The 22,292-nt window shown below is 34.0% G+C and carries 23 protein-coding genes and 1 pseudogene; 18 read left to right on the top strand and 6 right to left on the bottom strand.

Features of this window, described 5'->3' with window-relative positions:
• The first annotated feature begins 55 nt into the window (after positions 1-55).
• The 8 genes from A4G25_RS06110 (at position 56) to A4G25_RS06075 (ending at position 7,834) form a co-directional block, all read left to right on the top strand.
• Positions 56-2,218: a helix-turn-helix transcriptional regulator gene (locus tag A4G25_RS06110; RefSeq protein WP_047132768.1), complete on the top strand. Its 2,163-nt coding sequence runs from the start codon at positions 56-58 to the stop codon at positions 2,216-2,218.
• Positions 2,219-2,377: 159 nt separating this feature from the next.
• A complete protein-coding gene (locus A4G25_RS06105) occupies positions 2,378-2,737 on the top strand; it encodes a transcriptional regulator, SarA/Rot family (RefSeq protein ID WP_174531719.1) in 360 nt (119 codons plus the stop codon).
• Between the two features lie 208 nt (positions 2,738-2,945).
• Positions 2,946-3,665: a YebC/PmpR family DNA-binding transcriptional regulator gene (locus tag A4G25_RS06100; protein ID WP_015899575.1), complete on the top strand. Its 720-nt coding sequence runs from the start codon at positions 2,946-2,948 to the stop codon at positions 3,663-3,665.
• A 1-nt stretch (position 3,666) separates the two neighbouring features.
• Positions 3,667-4,149 (top strand): cupin domain-containing protein, encoded by a 483-nt coding sequence (locus tag A4G25_RS06095; protein ID WP_047132766.1) that lies wholly within the window; start codon positions 3,667-3,669, stop codon positions 4,147-4,149.
• Positions 4,150-4,390: 241 nt separating this feature from the next.
• Positions 4,391-4,963 (top strand): ribonuclease FAU-1 family protein, encoded by a 573-nt coding sequence (locus A4G25_RS06090; protein WP_046100181.1) that lies wholly within the window; start codon positions 4,391-4,393, stop codon positions 4,961-4,963.
• Positions 4,964-5,094: 131 nt separating this feature from the next.
• Entirely contained in the window at positions 5,095-5,961 is an 867-nt protein-coding gene (locus tag A4G25_RS06085; RefSeq protein ID WP_047132765.1) for a LysR family transcriptional regulator, read from the top strand.
• 175 nt (positions 5,962-6,136) lie between these two features.
• A complete protein-coding gene (locus A4G25_RS06080) occupies positions 6,137-7,333 on the top strand; it encodes a sugar efflux transporter (protein ID WP_047132764.1) in 1,197 nt (398 codons plus the stop codon).
• Positions 7,334-7,348: 15 nt separating this feature from the next.
• Positions 7,349-7,834, top strand: a complete 486-nt coding sequence (locus A4G25_RS06075; RefSeq protein WP_047132763.1) for a DUF456 domain-containing protein — start codon at positions 7,349-7,351, stop codon at positions 7,832-7,834.
• Positions 7,835-7,962: 128 nt separating this feature from the next.
• On the opposite strand, the gene A4G25_RS06070 is transcribed toward A4G25_RS06075, so the two are convergent.
• On the bottom strand, positions 7,963-8,649 hold the full coding sequence (locus tag A4G25_RS06070) for a DUF1129 family protein (RefSeq protein WP_047132762.1): 687 nt from the start codon (positions 8,647-8,649) through the stop codon (positions 7,963-7,965).
• A gap of 187 nt (positions 8,650-8,836) precedes the next feature.
• Between A4G25_RS06070 and A4G25_RS06065 the strand changes: the two genes are divergently transcribed.
• The 3 genes from A4G25_RS06065 (at position 8,837) to A4G25_RS06055 (ending at position 10,427) form a co-directional block, all read left to right on the top strand.
• Positions 8,837-9,268: an SA0632 family lipoprotein gene (locus A4G25_RS06065; protein WP_047132761.1), complete on the top strand. Its 432-nt coding sequence runs from the start codon at positions 8,837-8,839 to the stop codon at positions 9,266-9,268.
• 71 nt (positions 9,269-9,339) lie between these two features.
• The gene (locus A4G25_RS06060; protein WP_047132760.1) at positions 9,340-9,651 is read left to right on the top strand and encodes a hypothetical protein; all 312 of its coding nucleotides are present in this window, start codon (positions 9,340-9,342) and stop codon (positions 9,649-9,651) included.
• Positions 9,652-9,881: 230 nt separating this feature from the next.
• Positions 9,882-10,427 carry a GNAT family N-acetyltransferase gene (locus A4G25_RS06055; protein WP_047132759.1) on the top strand — a complete coding sequence of 182 codons (546 nt, stop codon included), beginning with the start codon at positions 9,882-9,884 and terminating at the stop codon, positions 10,425-10,427.
• Between the two features lie 79 nt (positions 10,428-10,506).
• On the opposite strand, the gene A4G25_RS06050 is transcribed toward A4G25_RS06055, so the two are convergent.
• The 4 genes from A4G25_RS06050 to A4G25_RS06035 form a co-directional block, all read right to left on the bottom strand.
• On the bottom strand, positions 10,507-11,079 hold the full coding sequence (locus A4G25_RS06050) for an LOG family protein (RefSeq protein WP_047132758.1): 573 nt from the start codon (positions 11,077-11,079) through the stop codon (positions 10,507-10,509).
• A 19-nt stretch (positions 11,080-11,098) separates the two neighbouring features.
• On the bottom strand, positions 11,099-11,551 hold the full coding sequence (locus A4G25_RS06045; protein ID WP_047132757.1) for a YaiI/YqxD family protein: 453 nt from the start codon (positions 11,549-11,551) through the stop codon (positions 11,099-11,101).
• Positions 11,552-12,253 (bottom strand): hypothetical protein, encoded by a 702-nt coding sequence (locus A4G25_RS06040; protein WP_047132756.1) that lies wholly within the window; start codon positions 12,251-12,253, stop codon positions 11,552-11,554.
• A gap of 192 nt (positions 12,254-12,445) precedes the next feature.
• Positions 12,446-13,336: an undecaprenyl-diphosphate phosphatase gene (locus tag A4G25_RS06035; protein ID WP_047132755.1), complete on the bottom strand. Its 891-nt coding sequence runs from the start codon at positions 13,334-13,336 to the stop codon at positions 12,446-12,448.
• Between the two features lie 447 nt (positions 13,337-13,783).
• On the opposite strand from A4G25_RS06035, the gene A4G25_RS06030 reads away from it, so the two are divergent.
• Both A4G25_RS06030 and cydC read left to right on the top strand, forming a co-directional pair.
• Positions 13,784-15,424, top strand: coding sequence for an ABC transporter ATP-binding protein/permease (locus A4G25_RS06030; RefSeq protein WP_047132754.1), 1,641 nt, complete (start codon positions 13,784-13,786; stop codon positions 15,422-15,424).
• Positions 15,421-17,106: a thiol reductant ABC exporter subunit CydC gene (gene cydC / locus A4G25_RS06025; RefSeq protein ID WP_047132753.1), complete on the top strand. Its 1,686-nt coding sequence runs from the start codon at positions 15,421-15,423 to the stop codon at positions 17,104-17,106. The genes A4G25_RS06030 and cydC overlap by 4 nt, the downstream gene beginning before the upstream one ends.
• 142 nt (positions 17,107-17,248) lie before the next feature.
• Here the strand turns inward: cydC and mgrA are convergent, their stop codons facing one another.
• The gene (gene mgrA / locus A4G25_RS06020) at positions 17,249-17,689 is read right to left on the bottom strand and encodes a global transcriptional regulator MgrA (RefSeq protein ID WP_047132752.1); all 441 of its coding nucleotides are present in this window, start codon (positions 17,687-17,689) and stop codon (positions 17,249-17,251) included.
• A 248-nt stretch (positions 17,690-17,937) separates the two neighbouring features.
• Here mgrA and A4G25_RS06015 point away from each other — a divergent pair, with 248 nt between their 5' ends.
• The 5 genes and pseudogenes from A4G25_RS06015 to mdh all read left to right on the top strand — a co-directional run bounded on the left by A4G25_RS06015 (position 17,938) and on the right by mdh (position 22,092).
• Positions 17,938-18,867 (top strand): CobW family GTP-binding protein, encoded by a 930-nt coding sequence (locus tag A4G25_RS06015; RefSeq protein WP_047132751.1) that lies wholly within the window; start codon positions 17,938-17,940, stop codon positions 18,865-18,867.
• A gap of 188 nt (positions 18,868-19,055) precedes the next feature.
• Positions 19,056-19,963, top strand: a pseudogene (locus A4G25_RS06010) (aldo/keto reductase).
• A 31-nt stretch (positions 19,964-19,994) separates the two neighbouring features.
• Positions 19,995-20,285 carry a hypothetical protein gene (locus A4G25_RS06005; protein ID WP_047132750.1) on the top strand — a complete coding sequence of 97 codons (291 nt, stop codon included), beginning with the start codon at positions 19,995-19,997 and terminating at the stop codon, positions 20,283-20,285.
• Between the two features lie 73 nt (positions 20,286-20,358).
• Complete coding sequence (locus A4G25_RS06000) at positions 20,359-20,982, top strand: DedA family protein (RefSeq protein WP_103163121.1); 624 nt, start codon at positions 20,359-20,361, stop codon at positions 20,980-20,982.
• 171 nt (positions 20,983-21,153) lie between these two features.
• Positions 21,154-22,092: a malate dehydrogenase gene (gene mdh, locus A4G25_RS05995; protein ID WP_047132748.1), complete on the top strand. Its 939-nt coding sequence runs from the start codon at positions 21,154-21,156 to the stop codon at positions 22,090-22,092.
• Positions 22,093-22,292: the final 200 nt, after the last annotated feature.

Genomic DNA, 22,292 nt, shown 5'->3' with positions numbered 1-22,292 from the left:
AGACACTATCAATGATTTTACAGAAAAAGAGCTTATTTTATTTAAAGGTTATATTATGAGAAGTAGTATTATTGAATTATATACGGCAGACAGTTTGCCACAAAGTAGATGTTATGATGGAATTTTATTATTATGGCCTGCAGATTCTACTGCAGAAATTCAACACTTCACACAAATGTATACCTTATCTGATCAATTACATGTCATTAATCATAATGACCTTTTTCAAATTAATAAAAATGAAGCAACCATGATACTTTATATAGCAAGTGATTGGTTTATTGAAAATGGATTCAGCTTTTATAACTATATGTTCAACACGCAACTCATTCACTCAATAAAAGATATAAAGAAATGTATCGCAACTTTAATGATGTATCATCTCAAAGAAACACTGACTGAAGAAATCTTGACAGAACAAATTACCAAAATCTGTTCTGTTTTAATTGAAGAAGCTGCAGTGGATCGAAATTACATTACCTCTCAATTAACACCTTCGGTCAATAATCAATATAAGGATATTTTAGAATATATTGATTCCAAATTGACATTAGATTCAATATCGAAAACCTTTTTTACTTCTAAGACCGCACTATCTGCGCGATTCCAAGAAATTTTCAATGTGGGATTTAAAAAGTATGTAGAAACATTAAGAATTGGCTTATCTTTAGAATATTTGAATGCAACTGATGATACAATTAGTTACATTTCTGAAAGAGTAGGTTTCAGCCATTCAAGTTTGTACACAAAGAAATTCAAACAATACTTTGAAATGACGCCTAATATTTATCGTAAGCTTACTAAATTCCAAAAAAACCTGAATTACCTTCTGAAAGATTATAATATCCCGCTATCCGAAAAGAAAATAACATCTTACATTCTGTATCTCACAGAAGAATTGCGCAACTGGCGAGATGAAAAAGAAAATATTGTATATATTGATGATTTGCAGCCTCGCTTTTCTCCCACTCGTCCTTTTATCATGGTCATACACATTCATAAGATGAGTGAATTAAAAGCGATATTGATTGAAAGAAGTTATAGAGACATATTTGACTTTGATAAAGAGGTAATGTTGTTAATAGATATTAGTCTGGAAAAAATCTACCGTAAGTTAGATAGCGAAGAAATGCTCCAGTTGTTAAATACCATATATCACTATCAAGTGAGTGTCTCATTTACTATCAAAGATAAATCAGATATAGATTGTATAAAAAATGGTTTATTGCATTCAGAAAGATTTTTAAATCACCCTGTATATAACGCATTGAAATCGCCCAATCCGAATATATCATTTACTTTCTGTCTCCAACATGAATCTTTAAAAGAGATATATGTTCAGATGCTGCGTGTGCAAGAGTTAGATTTTAAAATCGACTTCAATCTTGATATTACTAATCTTTTTAATAATCCTGAAGAATTTAAAACACTGGAAACTCGATTAAAACGCATTAATTTCTGCTATTACTTTATTGATAATGAAAAGTTGGATTACCCTTATTTAGAAAAAGAATATGATAACTTGCCAATTAAGCAAGTTGCAGAACTATCAGAAATAAAAACAGTAATGAAAGAAATGGATCTAGATGAACGTCGTTATATTCTTATTAATCTGCCTAACCGCAATCTGATAAATGATGACTTAAGTTTATTAGACAGTACACCATTAATGATGTATATGTTTATGCAATTTTATGGAACATTGTATGGGATAGGTGTGGATTTAATACAGCAGCCGAATAGTAAAACAGTGTATCTTTATGATAAAAATAATTTGAAAACCACCCTTTATTTTTTGTATCAACAACTTTCAGATTTTAAAACGTTCTACTTTGATGAAGAAAAGTCTTATGTCATTACAGAAGATGAGGAACGTTTTGCGATTATGCTTTACGATTGGCGTGTGATAGAGAATGAATTGTATTTAACTAACCAAGGTAGCCAACTTTTCAGTATAGGTTTTAAAAATAATCAATTACGGAAACATTATCTTGTTACGAGGGAAATTACAGATTATAGATATGGTAATATTAATGAAATTATATCTCCTAAATTATTAGAGAGGTATAATTGGTCAGAATATTTGAAGCGGAAAATTAAAAGCGTAAACAACCCGAGGTTTGAAGTAGATGAACACAACTTCCAAAAGGGTGCAATGCGCATAAACATTAAATTTAATTCATTACAACTCATCTCTATTTATAAAAAGAATAGGTAACGCGAATAATTATCTAAACAAAATAATAAAGATTACGCAACTTAATGTGTGTTACTTGGAAAAAGTGAATAAAGAATATGGGCAAACATTAAAGACTTTCTGGCTTTAAATATTCATAATTAAAGTATTATATCTGTATAAAATATGGAGGAGTATACTTTGAAAAAAAGTAAAGTGATATCGTTATTAAACGAATATAAGAAGTATATGGATCTAATGAATTACATAGAGACATCATACAAAATTAACATGAATGATTTTATGGTGTTGAATTGTATTCACGATAATTGCACTGAAGAAAAAATGCTGATGCAACCATTTTTGAAGGTTGCAACTGACTCATTTGAGTTAAGCCGTACAAAAGTGCTAGCATCTATTCGCAAATTAGTGAATCAAGATCGTGTCAGCAAAGTTAGATCTGATACTGACGAACGTAAAGTTTATTTGTTTATGAATGAAAGCAACGTAGAAAAACTGAATGCTATGCTCGATGATATTGAAAAATATTTAGAAAAATAGCTCGGAAAGCATCAATACTTTCCTATAAAAGTACAGTGAAAGATATAATACCGCAAAAGATAGCCGCCTAATAGCGGCTATCTTTTTTTATATAAAAACAAGAAAATATTCACTAAACGGGTATTTCGTGTGTTAATCCTATATATTAGCCAGAAAATCATGTATAATAGTTGATGTTAAAAAATGAGAGCGAAAGCGAGATGGAAGTATGGGACGTAAATGGAATAACATCAAAGAGAAAAAAGCCCAAAAAGATAAAAATACAAGTCGTATTTATGCGAAATTCGGTAAAGAAATATATGTTGCCGCAAAATCAGGTGAACCTGATCCAGAATCGAATCAAAATTTACGCTTAGTTTTAGAGCGTGCTAAAACATATAATGTACCTAGAAATATTATTGATCGTGCAATTGATAAAGCTAAGGGCTCAGATGATGAAAATTATGATAATTTGCGTTATGAAGGATTTGGACCTAATGGTTCTATGTTAATCGTTGATGCTTTGACAAATAATGTTAACCGTACAGCTTCTGATGTCCGTGCAGCATTTGGTAAAAATGGTGGGAACATGGGCGTATCTGGTTCAGTTTCATACATGTTCGATCATACTGCTACATTTGCATTTGAAGGCAAATCAGCAGATGAAATTTTAGAAGTATTAATGGAACAAGATTTAGATGTACGTGACGTTGTAGATGACGGCAACTTAACAATTGTTTATGCTGAGCCTGACCAATTTGCTCAAGTGCAAGATGCTTTACGTCAAGATGGAGTAGAAGATTTCCAAGTAGCTGAATTTGAAATGCTGCCTCAAAATGACATTCAATTATCAGATGAAGACAAAGCAACACTTGAAGGTTTGATTGATGCATTAGAAGACTTAGAAGATGTACAAAACGTTTATCATAACGTAGATTTGGATTCTTAAAATGCGTTCAGCTAACGAATGGGTGCAATTACTGGATTTAACACCTCACCCAGAAGGCGGTTTTTTTAAAGAAGTTGTGCGAGAACCAAAAGAATCTCGTCAATCTCGAGCAGATTATACAAGTATTTACTTTTTGTTAACAGATGATAATATTTCGCATTTTCATCGTATTGATGCAGATGAAATTTGGTATTATCATGCAGGTCAAACGTTGACAGTTCATATGATTTACCCGGATGGTCAATATGAAGCGGTTCATATTGGACCGAACATTGCTGATGGAGATGTGTTACAGCATGTTGTTCCTGTAGGAACGATTTTTGCTTCTTCCATCAAGGATGAAGAAGGTTATGCGTTAGTAGGTTGCATGTGTCATCCTGGTTTTATGTTTGAGACCTTTGAATTGTTTAAACAATCAACTTTGAAACGACAATTTCCTGAGTTGACTGAAGTTATTGAAAAGTATGCACTTACTGAAATATAAATTGAAATAATATCACGTTGTCTTGAAATGGCTTTTATCCTCAAAGACAACGTGTTTTTTTTAGATTTTTGTTGAGTCTGATTACTTTTTAAAATACATTTGAATTTTTAAACAAACGCAAATGTTAACTGGTTACTTTTTAAAAAATTGAAATTGTAATGTGTATAAATGTTAAGATTAGCAAACATTGAGTGACATGTATCTTTCAGTTTTATATAATGATGTCAAGGAGTTGGTGACTATGAAAGTGAAGTATATCGATAAACGTCACTGGCGTCGGCTGATTGAGAGAGATTATACTGAAGTTAAGGTGAATAATAATAAATTCAAAGGAATCATTGGATTAATCACAATGAAGAAGGTCAAAGAACCATTGAAAGTAAATGTTGTCGGTCAAACAATTGTCGTTGCAGATGATAATTATCAATGGTTGCAAATTGTACCAGACAAAAAACGCTACAGTATAACAGTGATGCTAGATGAACAGGGAAATCCGCTAGAATATTATTTTGATATAAATATTAAAAATATTACGCAAAAAGGGAAAGCGCGCACAGTTGATTTATGCTTAGATGTAATTGTATTGCCGAATGGAAAGTATGAACTTGTTGATGAGGATGACTTATTGCGTGCTTTAGAATCAAAACAAATTTCTAAAAAACAATATCATGAAGCATATATCATTGCACATCAACTAATGATGAAAATTGATAACGACTTCCCGGGTATGCAGGATAATATCATGTACTGTTATAATAAAATCAAACGAAAATATCTAAGTGATAAACATACGACACATCACCATCGAAGTTGAATGCATCGGTGATGCTGCATTTTAAAGTTGCGGGGATACATTAGTTTATTATGGGGGCCATGCTGTTAGCTTTATTGCTGCATGGTTTTATTTTTTAGAAGCAAGATTTGAATGATGTAGGAGGAAATGGTGTGAAGATTGAAGATTATCGTTTGTTAATCACATTGGATGAAACGCGTACATTGCGTAAGGCTGCCGAAATTTTATATATTTCGCAACCTGCTGTGACGCAAAGATTGAAGGCGATTGAAAATACGTTCGGCGTGGACATTTTTATTCGCACGAAAAAACAGCTGATTACGACAACTGAAGGTGCTATGGTGATAGAGCATGCACGTGAGATGTTGAAACGGGAGCGTCTTTTCTTTGATAAGATGCAAGCACATATTGGTGAAGTCAACGGCACCATTTCTATCGGCTGTTCATCACTGATTGGGCAAACGTTGTTGCCAGAAGTACTAAGTCACTATAATGATAAATATCCCAATGTAGAAATTCAGGTGCGTGTTGGTTCTAGTGACCATATTAAAGCACATCATCGTGATTACCATATTATGATAATTCGTGGCAGCAAAATTACGAATTTGAATAATGAACACTTATTTAATGACAAACATTATTTTATTTACCCTAAAGGAAAAAGAGATACAGTTGCAGAAATGCCTTTTATCGAGTTTCAAGCTGATCCAATATATATGAACCAAATTAAAGAATGGTATGGACGTAATTTAGGCCGAGATTATCATGCTATGATTTCAGTTGACCAAGTTGCAACATGTAAAGAAATGCTAGTTGGCGGTGTCGGTGTAACAATCTTGCCTGAGATTATGGTGAAAGGTCTTGATAAAAACCGTTTTGAATTTGAACAGGTAGATATTGAAGGTAACCCACTCGGCCGTTCTACTTACTTAAGTTACGATTCTAGTATGCTGCAGTTGCCACAAGTTGAATCTTTTGTAGAACTAGTAAATCATGATTTGAAAGATAAAGATGAATAATTTAAAAAATGAATTCTTGTTGAGGCACACCTTGGTTGTTAGGACTAAAATCTAACAATCAGGGTGTTTTTTGGGGGAATTTTAGTAAATCTCTATCCAGCTATTCCAAATCAAAGATAAATTCATTAGAATAGTATAGAATCAAATATTTAAATATGTTGAGTGAGGTTAAAGTATGTTTCGAGCTTTACTGCAAATTAAGAACTATAAATTGTTTGCAGTTAACATGATGCTCTTAGGTATGGCAATCGCAATTACGATTCCATTCCTCGTCTTGTTTGCTACAAACGAATTAGGTATGACAACCACACAATTTGGTATATTGCTCGCACTTGCTGCAATTAGCCAATTTTCTGTGAATGCAATTGTGGCACGTTTTTCTGATAATGGAAAAGTAAATCGCAAACTGCTGGTTATTATCGCATTGTTTATGGGTGCTATGAGTTTTAGTATTTATTTTTATGTCCATAATATTTGGTTGTTTATTGTTTTATACGCTATGTTACAAGGTCTTTTTGCTCCTGCAATGCCGCAACTCTATGCTTCAGCAAGAGAAGCGATTAATCAATCTTCTTCACGTAATCGTGCGAAATTTGCAAACACTGTTTTACGTTCCATGTTTTCATTCGGTTTTTTATTTGGACCTTTGATTGGTTCGGTATTAAATAGAACAATGGGATATGCGGGCTTATTTGGCGGTACCGTAGCGGTTATTCTTATCACGTTGATTCTTCAAATTTTCTTTTTTAAAGATATTAAAGTAGAACATCCGGTTGAAGAAGGTCCTCATGTGGAAACAAAAGCTCCGAGTATGTTAAAAGAAAAATCTTTAATCATTCCATTTTTAGCATTTATCTTATTACATATCGGACAATGGATGTATACATTGAACATGCCGTTATTTGTAACGAACTATTTACATGAAAGTGAAGATTATGTAGGTTATTTAGCAAGTTTATGTGCAGGATTAGAAGTGCCATTTATGATTATTTTAGGTGTTTTATCTTCAAAATTAGAAACACGAACTCTTTTAATATTAGGTGCTATCTCTGGTGCATTATTCTTCTTCAGCATCGGTGTATTTGATGATGTTCGTATGATGTTAGTAGGGCAGATCTTCTTAGCAATGTTCTTGGCGATTTTATTAGGTATTGGAATCAGTTATTTCCAAGACATATTACCTGCATTTCCAGGGTATGCATCAACACTTTTTGCCAATGCAATGGTTATAGGACAACTTTTAGGGAATTTACTTGGCGGTGTTATGAGTCAATTTGTGGGATTAGGGAATGTGTTTTATGTATCAGCTGCGTCTTTAGTCTTAGGTATGATATTAATTTTCTTTACAAAAGAGCAGAAATTTATAGAATAAGAGGTAGAATAATTAATGGTAGCAACTATTTTATGGATATGTATTATCGCTTGTTTTGTCGTCGCATTTGTCGGATTGATTAAACCGATTATCCCTTCTATGCCAATGATATGGATTGGTTTTCTGATTTATCAAATTGGTTTTCATAACGGACGTTTATCTTGGATTTTCTTTGTATCCATGATTATCTTGACAATCCTTGTGTTTGCAGCAGATTTAATGATGAGCCAATATTTTACACGACGTTTCGGTGGTTCGAAGGCTGGAGAATATACTGCGTTAATCGGTGTGATTGCAGGTTGTTTTATCTTCCCTCCATTTGGAATTATTATTGTGCCGCTAGTAGCCGTGTTTATTGTTGAATTGATACTGCGAAAAGATCCGACGATTGCTTTAAAAGCAAGTTTCGGTTCAGTTGTAGGATTTTTGGCGAGCACAGCAGCTCAAGCAATTGTGATGATTATTATGGTATTGTGGTTCTTTTTAGATATTATTTTTTAAGTAGAACATAGGTATTGAATTAATAAACTCCCGATAAAGCAAACACTGGATTGTGCAACTTTATCGGGAGTTTTGATATTCATAAATATAGTATTAATAAAACAAAATAAACATATGCTTTTCTCTTATTATAAATAAGTATTTGAGTCCTTTTTCACATAGTGATGATCAACATAAAATGCAATGGGTGTAATAATGAATGAAATGATAATAAAAGTCCAGTTTGCAATTTTAATATGCGGACCGAAAGCTAGGAAAGATTGCGGAATATAAACGACATAAAAGAGCAATGCCACGATTGCAAAAATAATCGCATAAGTAAGCAACCAAACCCAATTTGAATGATTAAAAGCTTGTATTTGTACTGTTTTGAATGCCCACCAGACAAACAAGAAAATGATAAATAATCCTGCTAATAAAGTAATCGGAAATGTATATAAGTACAGCGGCTTTTCACCGATGAAAAATCCGATAAAACCTTTGAAAAAGCAAAAGATTCCGAGTAAGAACAGAATATGATGCCATATGTATTTGAAAATATTCTGGACCATTTCGTTTTTTAATTCTTTTATCGTTCGAACTGCATGCGCTTTTGGGTTATGGTCGAAGAAGTCCATCGCCAACATCCCTTTATTTTCAGCTTTTAACAAATGTTTCAAAATACGATTCAGCATACGTTCTGAGTCATGCGGGTTAACACGTAAATCTGCACGTATATAAGTCATGTAGTTTTCGAAAATTTCTCGGTCTGTATTATTTAGTTGCAATGATTTAACATTGTTTTCTCGCATTAACTGCTCAGTTGATTTAGCCATCTACTCCGCCCCCCTTTATTTTAATTATACAATCAAAGAATATTATGACTAAGTTAAGCATGGAAATCAATCGATGTTCGTTTAATTGCCTAACTTTCCGTATACTTTGCTTTCAATCAATGAACCAAACTTGGAAAAATGGTAAAATAGAGATGATTTAGTTTTTATTTTTCAAAGGAGCCGAACCATGAAGAAAATAATGATGTTGCTGTTAGCATCTACGTTGATTTTAGGTGCTTGTGCTAAAAATGATGAAAAAGCAGCGCTTCAAAAAGATATTGATAAATTGCAAAAAGAAAATAAATCATTAAAAGCCACGAAAGATAAACTTCAAAAGCAAGAAAAGAGCACACAAGAACGTGTAGATAAACTTCAAGATGAAGTGAAAGAAAAAGTGGCTTCTGAAAGCGTCAAACAAAAATCAGATGAAAAAAGTAAGGAAGATGACAAAAAAGAATCAACATCTGAAAATACTCAAAATAAACCTGAAAAATCATCAGATCAAAATCAAGCAGCAAAAGATAAACCAACAAAAGACAATCAAGCAGCTTCAACTACAACAAAAGATAAGACATCTGGAACTGCAGCAGATAAGAAAACTGACAATACTTCCCACTAGTTTTGTATGAAACACACAAGGGTAAGAAATATATAATAGAAAATGCGGAAAAATTAAAAGGAGTCGATACCATGTATGAACCAGAATTTCATGAATTAGAAGGTAAGAAAATGACTTTAAAACAAGTCAGCGAAGCAATTGAAAAAATTTCAGGATACCAATTAGAACAACCTACTGGGCAAATTAAACGTATCGTTGCACAAAAACCAAACTTTGAGTCCGACACGGATACATTCCAAGCTACATATAAACTGAATCATCTTGGTGACTTTGTTGATGTGACATTCACAGCATTAAAAAGTGAACGTGAGCGTTTGAATGATGTCCAAGTTACGATTCAGTTAATTACTTATATTACACGTTCAAAATTACCGCAAGCATAAATCTTAAATAGATAAAAGGTAATTACAAACGTACTCTACTTGAAGAGGGTAGAATAATTTCAGAGTTAATCTGAAAGTCAGTGCCGACAATCGAATAAGTAAAAGAAATAAAGGCGCTTGCGAGTAAGGTAGATATTAATAATTAAGAAATCAAACCTTACTTTCAGTGCTTTTTCTATAGGAATTTACGCAAAGTATTTGAGATTTATTTGGTGTATGAGGTGGAATCAATGAGCGTATATATAGAAACAGAACGATTAAAATTAAGAGATTGGGAAGAAAAAGATTTATTACCATTTCAAAAAATGAATGCTAATCGACAAGTGCGTCGTTTTTTCCCGAGTATATTGAGTTATCGTCGTTCTGAACTGGATATGCAAGCGATGCAAAAAAATCTTGAACAAGATAGCATCGGTTTATTTGCAGTTGAGTTGAAAGAAAGCGGAGAATGGATCGGTTTTATAGGTCTGAATTATATTCCAACAAACAGTCAATATGATTTTCCAGAGTTGCCTTTTTATGAAATAGGCTGGCGACTTATCCCAGAAGTGTGGGATAACGGAATTGCAACTGAGGGTGCAAAAGCAGTTTTAGATTATGCAACTGAAAAAGGCTTGAAAGATGTATATAGTATCGCAGCTGAATCTAACGCTGCTTCAAGACGTGTGATGGAAAAAATAGGCATGTCATTAATGGATACATTTGAATTGCCTGGGGTGTCTGAAATTCATCCATTACGCCCACAAGTTCGATATCATAAACGATTGAATGAATAAAGAGGAAGCAATCTTGGACAGGACTGCTTCCTCTTTTAATAACATTTAAAGACACGATATATACTATATTCAAGTTTAATCAATCGTAGCTGCGCGTGCCTACTGATGTATAATTTTCCAAGCTTTCGAATAAAGCATCTAAATCATCATATAATGGCGCTAATGCGCGATATTTAGCATCGATGAAACCTGCATCAATCATATCATCAAGCATAGTTTGAAGCGGTATAAAGAAGTTATTGATATTAAAAACTGCCATAGGTTTATCATGAATACCGATTTGAGCCCAACTGTATGTTTCGAAAAATTCTTCTAATGATCCTGCGCCTCCAGGAGCTAGTATGAAAGCATCTGCAAGTTCGGACATTTTTGCTTTACGACCATGCAATGAATCTACCAAAACGAGGTCAGTGAGACGTTGACTTGTAATTTCTTTATCATCTAAACTGCGCGGCATGACTCCAGTTGCTGAGCCTCCATGGTCTAAAATGCCATTCTGAATTGCCCCCATAATACCTACAGAACCGGCACCGAATATTAATTCATATCCATGTTCTGCCATGTATTTACCAAGTTCGTAACCGCGTTCCATGTAGATAGAATCTTTACCTTTACTTGCGCCGCAATATACGGCAATTCTTTTTAAACTCATTTTTTACCATCTCCATACTTCATGAAGTAATTTCATTAATTACATACTGGAATTTTTGTTCGAATTTTGTGCGTGCTTCTTCAGTGAATCGACGAGGGCCTTTATGACGTTCACCTTGTTGGCGTGCTTGTGCATGTTGATAACGTTGTTCTAACAAGCGTCCCATGTTATTTTCAGTATATATCATTCCATTATGATGCATAACCACACGTGCTTTGCCGATGAGCAGACTTGCTAAACCATAGTCTTGTGTAATGACAATATCTGATGGATTTGTCAATTGTACGATTTTATAATCTACCATATCTGGACCGTCATCTACATACTTTACTGTTACGTGAGAAGGATAATCTTGCATCGAGAAATGTGAATAGCTTCTTATTAACACAACAAAAATGCCTGTCCCTTCAGTCAGTCGAATTACTGAATCTGTAACAGGACAAGCATCACCATCAATCATCACCCGAGTCATTTAAAGATTCGGCTTCTTTTCATATTTTTGGATTTCTTTGATGCGTTCCTCTTGGTTAGCACGTCGCGCTTCTTCTTCTTTTTTCAAACGCTGCTCGATGCGGTCTTCCAAGATACGGTTCATATCGTATGCTTCATCTTTATTTTCTTGTTCAAGTTCTTCACCTTTGTTGGCAACTTGTTTATCAGAAGCACCGCCAGGAACAAGACCTACTTTTTCTTGATATTTTTGTGCATCTTTCATTTCTTTAACTAAACGTTTACGTGTTTTTTCATCATCTTTTTCTTCTTCTTTATGGCGTTTTTCTATGTTTTTATCCAACTTTTTCGCCATTTTTTCAGCTTCTTTGCGATTTTTCTTCTCTAATTTTTCACCTTTTGCTTTAATGCGCTCCGGATCATTTTCTTTTGCTTCTTTTTTTGCTTGGCGTTTTTCTTCAAATTCTTCCTTCTTATCGCCAACATATTGTGCAAATTCAGAAGATTTATTTGAAACCGCAGACGCAGCTTGAGAAGATTTATTAGATATACCGCTTGCTAGTTGAGATGATTTGTCAGATACGTTTTGTCTTAAATCAGCAGTCTTATCATTTACCTTCTGTACATCAGGGTGATCCTTGATGCGTTTTCGTTCTACGATTAAAGGTACAAGAATAACTGGTAAAACCGTAATTAAAGTTCTAATTAATCTCTTCTTCTCCATTGTAGTGTCCTCCATTTGTTGTTAGTGTATAACTTTTAAATACCCTGTCACTCTTTGTATTAAACGATATATTCAGTATATCATTAAAGCCTTAAACCATGCTGATATACGTCTTTGGAGCGGAAAGGCAGACGTTTTAATATAAAAATAAAAGACATCGAAATGAATCGATGTCTTAGAGATACTATAATTTTAAATTCCTTTTCCAATACCGAATCCGAAGTAAAGGATTGCGATAAAGATAACTAAAATAATTCGATAAATCGCAAATGGTACCAATTTAACACGATTAATCAAGTTTAAGAACAGACGGATTGAAAGTAATCCAAATATAAATGCTGCTAAAAATCCGATGATGTAAAATGGAATATGATTTAAATGAATATATCCGATGTGTTTTATTAATGATAAACCACTTGCCGCAAGCATAATCGGAACTGCCATAATGAACGTAAAGTCTGAAGCAGCCTTATAATTCATTTTCATTAATACACCTGTTGAAATAGTTGAACCAGAACGACTGAAACCAGGCCACATTGCTACAGCTTGTGATAAACCGATAACAAAAGCTTGGAAGAATGTAATTTGGTCAATATTTTCACGGTGTGCATAGCGTTCGCTGAATTTTTGAGCGAAAATCATGTAAAATGCACCTAGTAATAATCCAATCATTACTGTCGGTACACTAAATAAGTATTTTTCAATCACATCATCAAAAAGTAATCCTAAAATACCGGCAGGAATCATACCTACAAGTACATGCCACAATGTTAAACGTTTCGGTTTAGCACGTTTGCCGATTTCACTATTAACTGATTCAGTTTCTGTAGCAGCGGGCTGATATTTTCCTATGTACAGCATTTCGAAATAACGTTTTCTAAACACCCAAGCAGCTGCAAATACGGAACCTAACTGTATGACAATTTTAAACGTAAACGCTGACTGTGATCCCAGAAACTCAGGGGATTTCAGCCACATATCATCCACTAAGATCATATGACCCGTAGAAGATACTGGCGCAAATTCCGTCAATCCTTCAACAATTCCTAGAATCAACGCTTTTAATAATTCTAACAATAACATAGCGTACCTTCCTTATTTCTAAATGATATTCAGATTTTGATTTATTATGTAAGCACATGTTGAAACAACTTTTATGATAGCATAATAAAAAATATTTGTGCTACTAATATTAGAATAATGTAAAAAGATAGGTCTTAAGATGTACGTGGGGTGAATTTAATATAATTGCACACACATGAATTTTAAATAAATACATTTTGCAGAAAATATAAAGAAGTAAACAACGCATTATTTTAAGCTTTTCAAGTCGAATAAATTGAAATTATACAACGCATGTTTTAAGTTAAGAGTAAGACATTTTTGACACAAAAAGGACAGCACCATCGTCCGAACTTCTAAAATAAGATTAAAAAACACAGTGGGTGGAACAAGTATGCATATAACACATACGTGTTCCGCCTTTGTTGTGTATTTTGAACCTGATAAAAAGATACAAGGTGAATTTATATGAAGAATTTAACGCGTTATATTCAAAAGTACATATCATATCCTATTTTGATGGCATTTGTATGTGCTTTACTCGCTATTGTTGTTGTAGCTCAAAATGTCACAATCGCGAAAGTATTAAATATCATGTTGACGAAAGCACAAAGCAGTATTTCCTTAACGGCTATTCTAGGAATTTTATTAGTCATTCTTATTTTACGTGCTGTACTCAATATGTCTAATCAATTGCTAGGGTCACAACTCGCTTATAAAGTAAAAACAAATCTGCGAAAGCGTGCGGTTGCACAAAATGCTGATCAGCCGATTGGTGAACAAATGAGTGTCATTACTGAAAGTATTGATGGTATTGCACCGTTTTATCAAGATTACTTGCCGCAAGTTTTTAAAGCAGTTATGATTCCGCTGTTTATTATTATTGCGATGTGTTTTATTCATTTGAATACGGCACTTATTATGATGGTCACTGCTCCATTTATTCCTGTTTTTTATATTCTATTCGGATTAAAAACACGTGATGAGTCAAAAGATCAAATGACTTATTTAACGCAATTCAGCCAACGCTTTTTGAATTTAGCACAAGGTTTAATTACTTTGAAACTTTTTAATCGTTCAAAACAGGCTGAAACAACGATTTATCAGGAAAGTACTAAGTTTCGTGATAAAACAATGAAAATTTTGCGCAGCGCATTTCTATCAGGTCTGATGCTGGAATTCATCAGCTTGCTCGGAATCGGTTTAGTAGCCCTCGAAGCAGGCCTAGGGCTTGTCTTATTTCATAACATCAACTTTCAAACTGCTGCTATTGCTATTATTTTAGCGCCTGAATTTTATAATTCGATAAAAGATTTAGGACAAGCATTCCATACTGGTAAACAAAGTGAAGGGGCAGCTGATGTTGTTTTTGACATGTTGGATACTGACCAAAACAACATTGGAACAACACGTTATTCAGTCAATGCAGCTCAAGATGCTCAAATTCATTTAGACCAGGTGTCTTATCATTACCCTAATACTGAACGTCTTGCGGTAGATAAGGTAACTTTAGATATTCATAAAGGAGACCATATTGCTTTGGTAGGACCCAGCGGGGCAGGAAAGACAACACTTTCTCAATTAATTTTGCAAATACGCCAACCTTCTAAAGGTACAGTTTCTTTTAATAAAGAGAATTTAAAATTAGGCGTTTTAAGTCAACAGCCTTATATTTTTAATGCAAGTATTCGTGATAATGTGGCGATGTTTAAAGATGTTCCAGATCATGAGATTATGAAAGTAATCGAAGCCGTAGGTCTAATGGATAAAATAGAATCACTGCCGCAAGGGTTAGATACAGCCATTGGAGAAGGCGGAGAAATGTTATCTGGAGGACAAATGAGACGTATTGAATTATCACGTGTTCTCTTAGACCGTCCAGAAGTTGTTGTATTTGATGAACCGGCTACGGGCCTTGATGTTTGGACTGAACGAATTATTCAAACAGCATTAAAAGAATATTTTGACACACGGACGGTTATCATGATTGCACACCGTCAAAGTACAATACGTGCTGCTGATCGCAGAATTTATATGAAACAAGGTCGTATTGAAACGGATGACCGAGACATTTCAATAGGCATGCGTAAAGGACGTGAGGACTCATGAAGAAACGACCAATACAATTTAAATTAGATAAAGACTTGCTATTTGCGATTATAGTAGGAGTTATTGGCGCACTTGTTGCTATCGGAATGTTCTTTTTAAGTGGTTTGATGATTTCCCAAGCTGCTCAAAATGCACCGCTTGTTGCATTAATTATACTTGTTGTGCTTGTGAAAATGTTCGGGTTTATTCGAGCACTCGCACGTTACTTTGAACGTCTGTTTTCACATCGTACAACCTTTACAATGCTAAGAGATGTACGTGTTCAATTTTTCTCAGGTCTGACAAAAGTAGTACCTGATATTTACCGGAAATTTAAATCAAGTGACTTAATTTCACGAATGGTTTCAAGTGTAGAAGCTTTGCAGAATATTTACCTTCGCGTATATTATCCGCCTGTAGTGATTGGAATCACTGCTTTGATTACAGTTATAGCGCTTTGGGAATTTTCATTTGCACATGCACTTTTATTGTTTTTCAGTATGGCAGTTTCTTTAGGCATCTTACCATGGTTAAGCGCCAAACGTGCACGTGTATTAAGCGAACGTGTCACTGAAGATGAAAGTCAATTTCTCAGCCGATATTTTGACTATAAAGAAGGTTATGGAGAGTTGCAGCGTTTCCATCAAGCAGAGAGTTATCGTAAAGGTTTAATGCACCGTTTGATTAGTTACAGTAAGCGTCAACGCAGTGAACAACGTTTTTTAACACTTTATGATTTTGCATTAGATGCAGTATCGATGATTTCGCTATTTTTATGTGTGTGGCTAGGAATAATTCAAGTTCAAAGTGGTAATATGGATGTTATCTATCTTACTAGTATTGTATTGATGTTATTAACATTATTCGAACAAGCGGTACCCATGAGCAATGTAGCTTATTTCAAAGCAGATACTGATCAAGCAATTATAAACATTAGTGAAGTTTTAAATGATGTTCCAGATTCATCCATATATTCACACAGTGGCTTGAAAAACAACTCAAATATAAAACATGAATTAATAGATGTTGAAAATGTTGACTTCAAATATTGGAATCAAGTAGGGAACGTTTTGAAACAAATAAACTTACATGTGAAAAAAGGTGAACGTTTAGCAATCATTGGACCATCTGGCTCTGGTAAAAGTACATTGATGCAAGTCATAGCGGGTCTATATCAAACTGAAACAGGATCCGCGTTATTAAATGGACAAACTATTTTTGAACTAACAGAAGCAGAAAAAGCAGAAAACTTTAATGTGATGTTGCAGCATCAACAATTATTTGATGGTACCGTCAGAGATAACTTATTGTCAGATGCTGATGATAATAAATTGCGGCAAGTTTTAGATGATTTAGGTTTAGAACATGTGGAATTAGATTATGAAATTACTTTAACAGGCGCCGGATTGTCTGGCGGAGAATTACAACGTTTATGTTTAGCACGTTTATTCTTAAAAGAAGCACCTATTTGGTTATTAGATGAACCTACACGTTCGCTTGATTGGGATAACTCTGAACGTATGATGCTGCGTATTTTTGAACAAAGTGAAACACTAATTGTTGCGACACACGATTTAGAACTACTTCCAAAATTTGATCGTATTGCAGTAATGATTGAAGGAGAACTTGTAGAAATAGATAGTTATCACCATTTAATGCAGCAAGAAGGTTATCTCTATGATATGGTAACACTGAATAAATAATTGTAAGAACTTTCCATTTGGGAAGTTCTTTTTTGTAATAAAAAAAGACAAATCCTAATTTAGAATTTGTCTTTCCTACGCTTAAGCTCTATTTTAAAAGTGACAAATGAAATTATCACTTTAATTTTGATAGCATTAAAATTTATGCATTTTCTTTAGCAAGTGAGTCGATTAATTTATCAAGTAAACGATTTAATTCTTTTTCTTCACTTTCAGATAAACCTGAGATATCAGCTAATTGATTGCAAGCTTGACCAAGTTCAGGTTTAATTGCTTCACTTTTTTCTGTTAAATGAATAAATACTTCACGTTGATCCACTTCAGAACGTTCTCTTTTAATAAGATCAACTTGTTCCATTCTTTTTAATAGAGGTGAAACAGTACCAGTATCAAGAGCTAGTTCAGTTACTACTTTCTTAACATTTACAGGTGAATCTTCCCATAAAATTGTTAATACTAAAAATTGCGGGTAAGTTAATTTGTACTTTTTAAAAACTTTATTAGAGTAGTAGCGATTTACTTGTCTTTGAGCATTGTACAAACTAAAGCATAGACGCCCGCCTAAATTAAGTTGTTCAGACATTGAGTTCTCCTCCAGACATTCTATCCGTATTTTTCTGTGTTCGGAATTTGTTCCGTCTTAGTTGAATAATTGAGCAAGGACAAAGATAATAGCATGAAAATGCCATTTTGTCTATTGCTTACAAGCCATGTTAAAATTAAAGCATGTATAAATTTTAAAAGATACCTTGCATTAAATCAAGTTGTATCATAATATAATACATCCATTATTCATTGTACCTTCAAGAACTTTAGAAATGAGTGTTAAAAATGGAAAGAAATAATAACAGTAAATTATCTATTTGTATTGTAACAGGTTTTCTAGGCAGTGGTAAAACGTCTTTCCTCAAACATTATACTGAGGAATTATTAAAAAGAGATGAGAAAATTGCAGTCATCATGAATGAATTTGGCGATTTTGATGTAGACAGCCAAATTCTAGAGCCTGTTATTCAAACTATTTCCCTACAGAACGGTTGTGTTTGCTGCGATTTATCGCAGGATTTAGTTGCACAACTTTCTACCTTAATCAATCAAAATCAAGCACAACATGTCATAATTGAAGCTACAGGCATTGCCCACCCACTTCAACTCATTGAAGCCTGTTTTGACCCTGTTTTAGCTAATCATGTCAATCCGCCTCTAGTAATCGGGCTTGTAGACACTCCGAGATTTTTACAACGCCATGAATACTCTGCTTCCACACAACAATTGATGGAAGAACAAATTGAAGTAAGTCATGACATTATTGTGAACAAAATAGATTTAATCAGTGATGATGAACAAAATGAAGTAAAATCACAGTTGAAAGCTTTGAATCCTCATGGAATTATACTTTCAACAACATACGGTCAAGTTGATTTTGACAGGTTGAAACAAAATCATTCATCAGATCAACCGCATTCCCATTCGCATTTGCATCATCATGGAATCAGTTCGATAGCGTATACTTTCACGGCACCTATTGATAGACAAATGTTTTATCAATTTATATTACGCTTACCTGAAAATGTATACCGCTTAAAAGGATATGTTCGTTTTAAAGACATGCCTGAAACAACCTATTTATTTCAATTTGCATACGGAATGCCTGATTATGAACCTATTCAAGGGAACAAAATCAATACGGTTGTATTGATTGGTGAAAACCTTGATAAAGAACGTTTGCGAAACCAGTTAGATGCTCTGCAATTCACTTGAAAATTGACGAGTAAGTAAAAGTAAAACTATAATAGATACAACGTTTTGTAAGGTATAGAACTAATAATAATCAACAAAATTTGCAATTGTGTCGATAATCTACTCTATTATAGTGAACTTCTTAGGTGAATATAGCAAGCGATTCAGCTTATTTTTTTAAAATTAAGTGTGAGAAAGGTGACGGTGAAATGGAAAGAGTACAAATCAATCATAACGTAGACTATTCACGGATTATACAAGGATTTTGGAGAACCAAAGATTGGCAAAAATCAACACAAGAATTGAATCGTTTTATCCATGAACTCGTAGAATTAGGAGTAACCACTATGGATCACGCAGATATTTATGGAGATTATTCTTGTGAAGCTTTGTTCGGCAAAGCTTTAGCGCTCTCACCAGAACTACGCGAGAAATCCAGTTGATTTCTAAATGCGGCATCATTTTGCCAACAGATCGTTTAGAATTATTTGACGGACATCGTTATGATTTAAGCAAATCACATATTGTAGGTGCCGTAGACCGCTCTTTAAAAGCGTTAGGTACAGATTATCTAGATACTTTACTCTTACATCGTCCATCACCATTAATGAACCCCGATGAAGTTCGAACTGCTTTAGATATACTGGTAGAACAAGGGAAAATTAAATCTTTTGGCGTGTCTAATTTTTCTAACACGCAATATGACTTATTGAATTCCGATATTAAATCTCACAAATTGCATATTGCAGTGAATCAACTTCAAGTATCACCGTATCATGCTGAACCGATGTATGATGGTACAATTGATCATATGTATCAAGATGGTGTTAAAATTATGGGGTGGAGTCCGTTGGCAGGCGGTAAACTGTTAAATTTAAATGATGACAAAGCCAAACGTGTAATGTCTATCATCAGCCCGATTGCATATAAAAATAATGTTGCACCAACGTCAGTTGTAACTGCATGGCTTGCTAAACATCCAGCAACGATTATGCCGATTATGGGAACAGGTCAGATTGAACATATGCAAGATGCGGTTAAAGGTTTAGAAATAGAATTAAGTGATCAAGAATGGTTTGATATTTATGTCGCAGTATTAGGGCAAGATATCCCATAAATATATTTAAGTTTGAAGGAGTAAAAAAGAAATGAATCCAGATGAAAAAGCACGTCAACGTATAAAGTTTGAACGCAACTTTGTCGTGTTACCATATATTATCTTTGCTATTATCGTATTTATATTTACAACGATTTTTGCACAGCCGACTGTTGTGCTTGCCCTTTTCGGTATTTTCTTAATTTATAATGCAGTATTATTGTTTGTTGCGTTTATCAAACACTATCATCGTACAATGATTTTATTGTTGATATTGACGATATTTGTTGGATTGATATTCGGCATTTCTGCAACAGCACATTTTTCTGCGCGATATAATTAAACAGTAGAATTAGAAAAGAAATTTACACCTGAGTTGTATTGCTAGGGTGTATTTTTTATATTAAAGAATTGAGGTGAAGTTTTTGAACCAATGGTTAACCCATGTGATGGAACAATTTGGATATCTAGGTGTTGCATTGCTCATTTTTTTAGAGAATTTATTTCCTCCGATTCCTTCTGAAATTGTTTTAACTTTTGGAGGATTTTTAGCGGGTGAACATAAATTATCATTTATTGGTGTTGTGCTTTCTGCTACGACAGGTTCTGTGGCGGGAGCAATTTTATTATACGGCTTAGGTGCTTGGATTGGTAAAAAACGTATTTATCATTTTACTGAAAAGTATGGGAAGTACGTTTATATAAAAGAGACAGATATTGATCGGACAGTACACTGGTTTGATAAATATGGACATTGGACTGTGTTCTTTTGTCGTTTCATACCTGTCCTGCGCTGTTTAATTTCTTTACCAGCTGGAATGACGCATATGTCATTTTGGACATTTGTTACCTATAGTGCAGCGGGTGCATTAATTTGGAACGGTATTATGATTTATCTTGGCAAAGCAGTTGGCAATCATTGGCATTCTGTTTTACAATATATCGACTATTATTCTAAGTTTTTTATCATTATCTTAGTTATTGCCGTGATTTTCTTAATTTGGAAATGGTGGAAACGAAAAAAATCAGATAATAAATAAGCGACTTGAACATAAATTAATGGGTTCAAGTCTTTTTGGTTTTTAAATAAAAGTTAAATTAAATCTTTCTTTTTTGCAAAATTCCAAAATTAGTGGAAGCGTTTTCTTTAATTTGCTATGCTTGAATTGAAAGAGGTACGTAGCGTGTTACACACTAAGGGGGAAGAAAAGATGGCTAAAAATAAAATTGCAATTATCGGAGGAGGACATACAGGTTCAACGTTAGCTTTTATTATTGCAGAACGTACATTAGCAGATGTGGTGCTGTTGGAAACTCCGAAAAATGAGAAGCCGGCAAGTGGGAAGGCACTAGATATTAAAGAAAGCGGTCCGATTTTAGGATTTAACGGGAATGTTTTGGGCACTTCTGATTATCAGGATATTGCAGGTGCGGATATTGTTGTAATTACAGCAGGAGCAGCACGTAAACCTGGTATGAGCCGTGATGATTTGATTCAAATTAATGAAAATGTAATGGCACAAGTGACAGAAGGTATTAAGAAGTATGCACCAGAAAGTAAAATTATCGTTTTAACAAATCCAGTAGATGCAATGACATATGCAGTATATAAATTGTCAGGTTTTCCAAAAGAACGTGTACTTGGCCAATCAGGTGTTTTAGACACAGCACGTTATCGTACATTTGTATCAGAAGCATTGAATGTAGCCCAAACAGATGTAACAGGATTAGTACTTGGCGGTCATGGTGATACAATGGTACCGCTATTAAGCACAACAATGGTTGGAGGCGTGCCATTAAGAGAATTGTTAGTACGAGATAAAATTGACGCAATCGTTGAACGCACGCGTAAAGGTGGTGCAGAAATTGTTGGGTTGTTAGGGAATGGTTCAGCGTATTATGCGCCAGCCGCAGCAATTTATGAAATGGCTGCAGCGATTTTAAATGATGAGAGACGTTTAGTGCCTGCCATTACTTATTTAGATGGTGAATATGGATTTAAAGATATTTGCTTAGGGGTGCCAACAATTTTAGGTGCTAATGGTGTTGAAAAAGTGGTAGAGATCGAGTTGTCAGATGAAGAAGAGCAACAACTGCGTGATTCAGCTGATGCAGTTGAAGATGTTAAATCTGCGTTGAAAAATAAATAATTGTGATATGAAGTGATTTAAGCGAGCTTATTTAAAGCTCGCTTTTTGCTTTTTCAAGTACTTGCTGAACTAATTTTGAATAAAATGTGAATTTTTTAACAAATTCCTGAGAAATACATCTATGTAAACGCATTATTGCTATAATAAAGTTGAAAAAGGTGTATTGCTAAAGAAGGAAACAGTATTGTGAAACACCTGTA

Source organism: Staphylococcus condimenti (assembly GCF_001618885.1).
GTDB lineage: Bacteria > Bacillota > Bacilli > Staphylococcales > Staphylococcaceae > Staphylococcus > Staphylococcus condimenti.
This window is presented reverse-complemented; position numbering and strand designations above follow the sequence as displayed.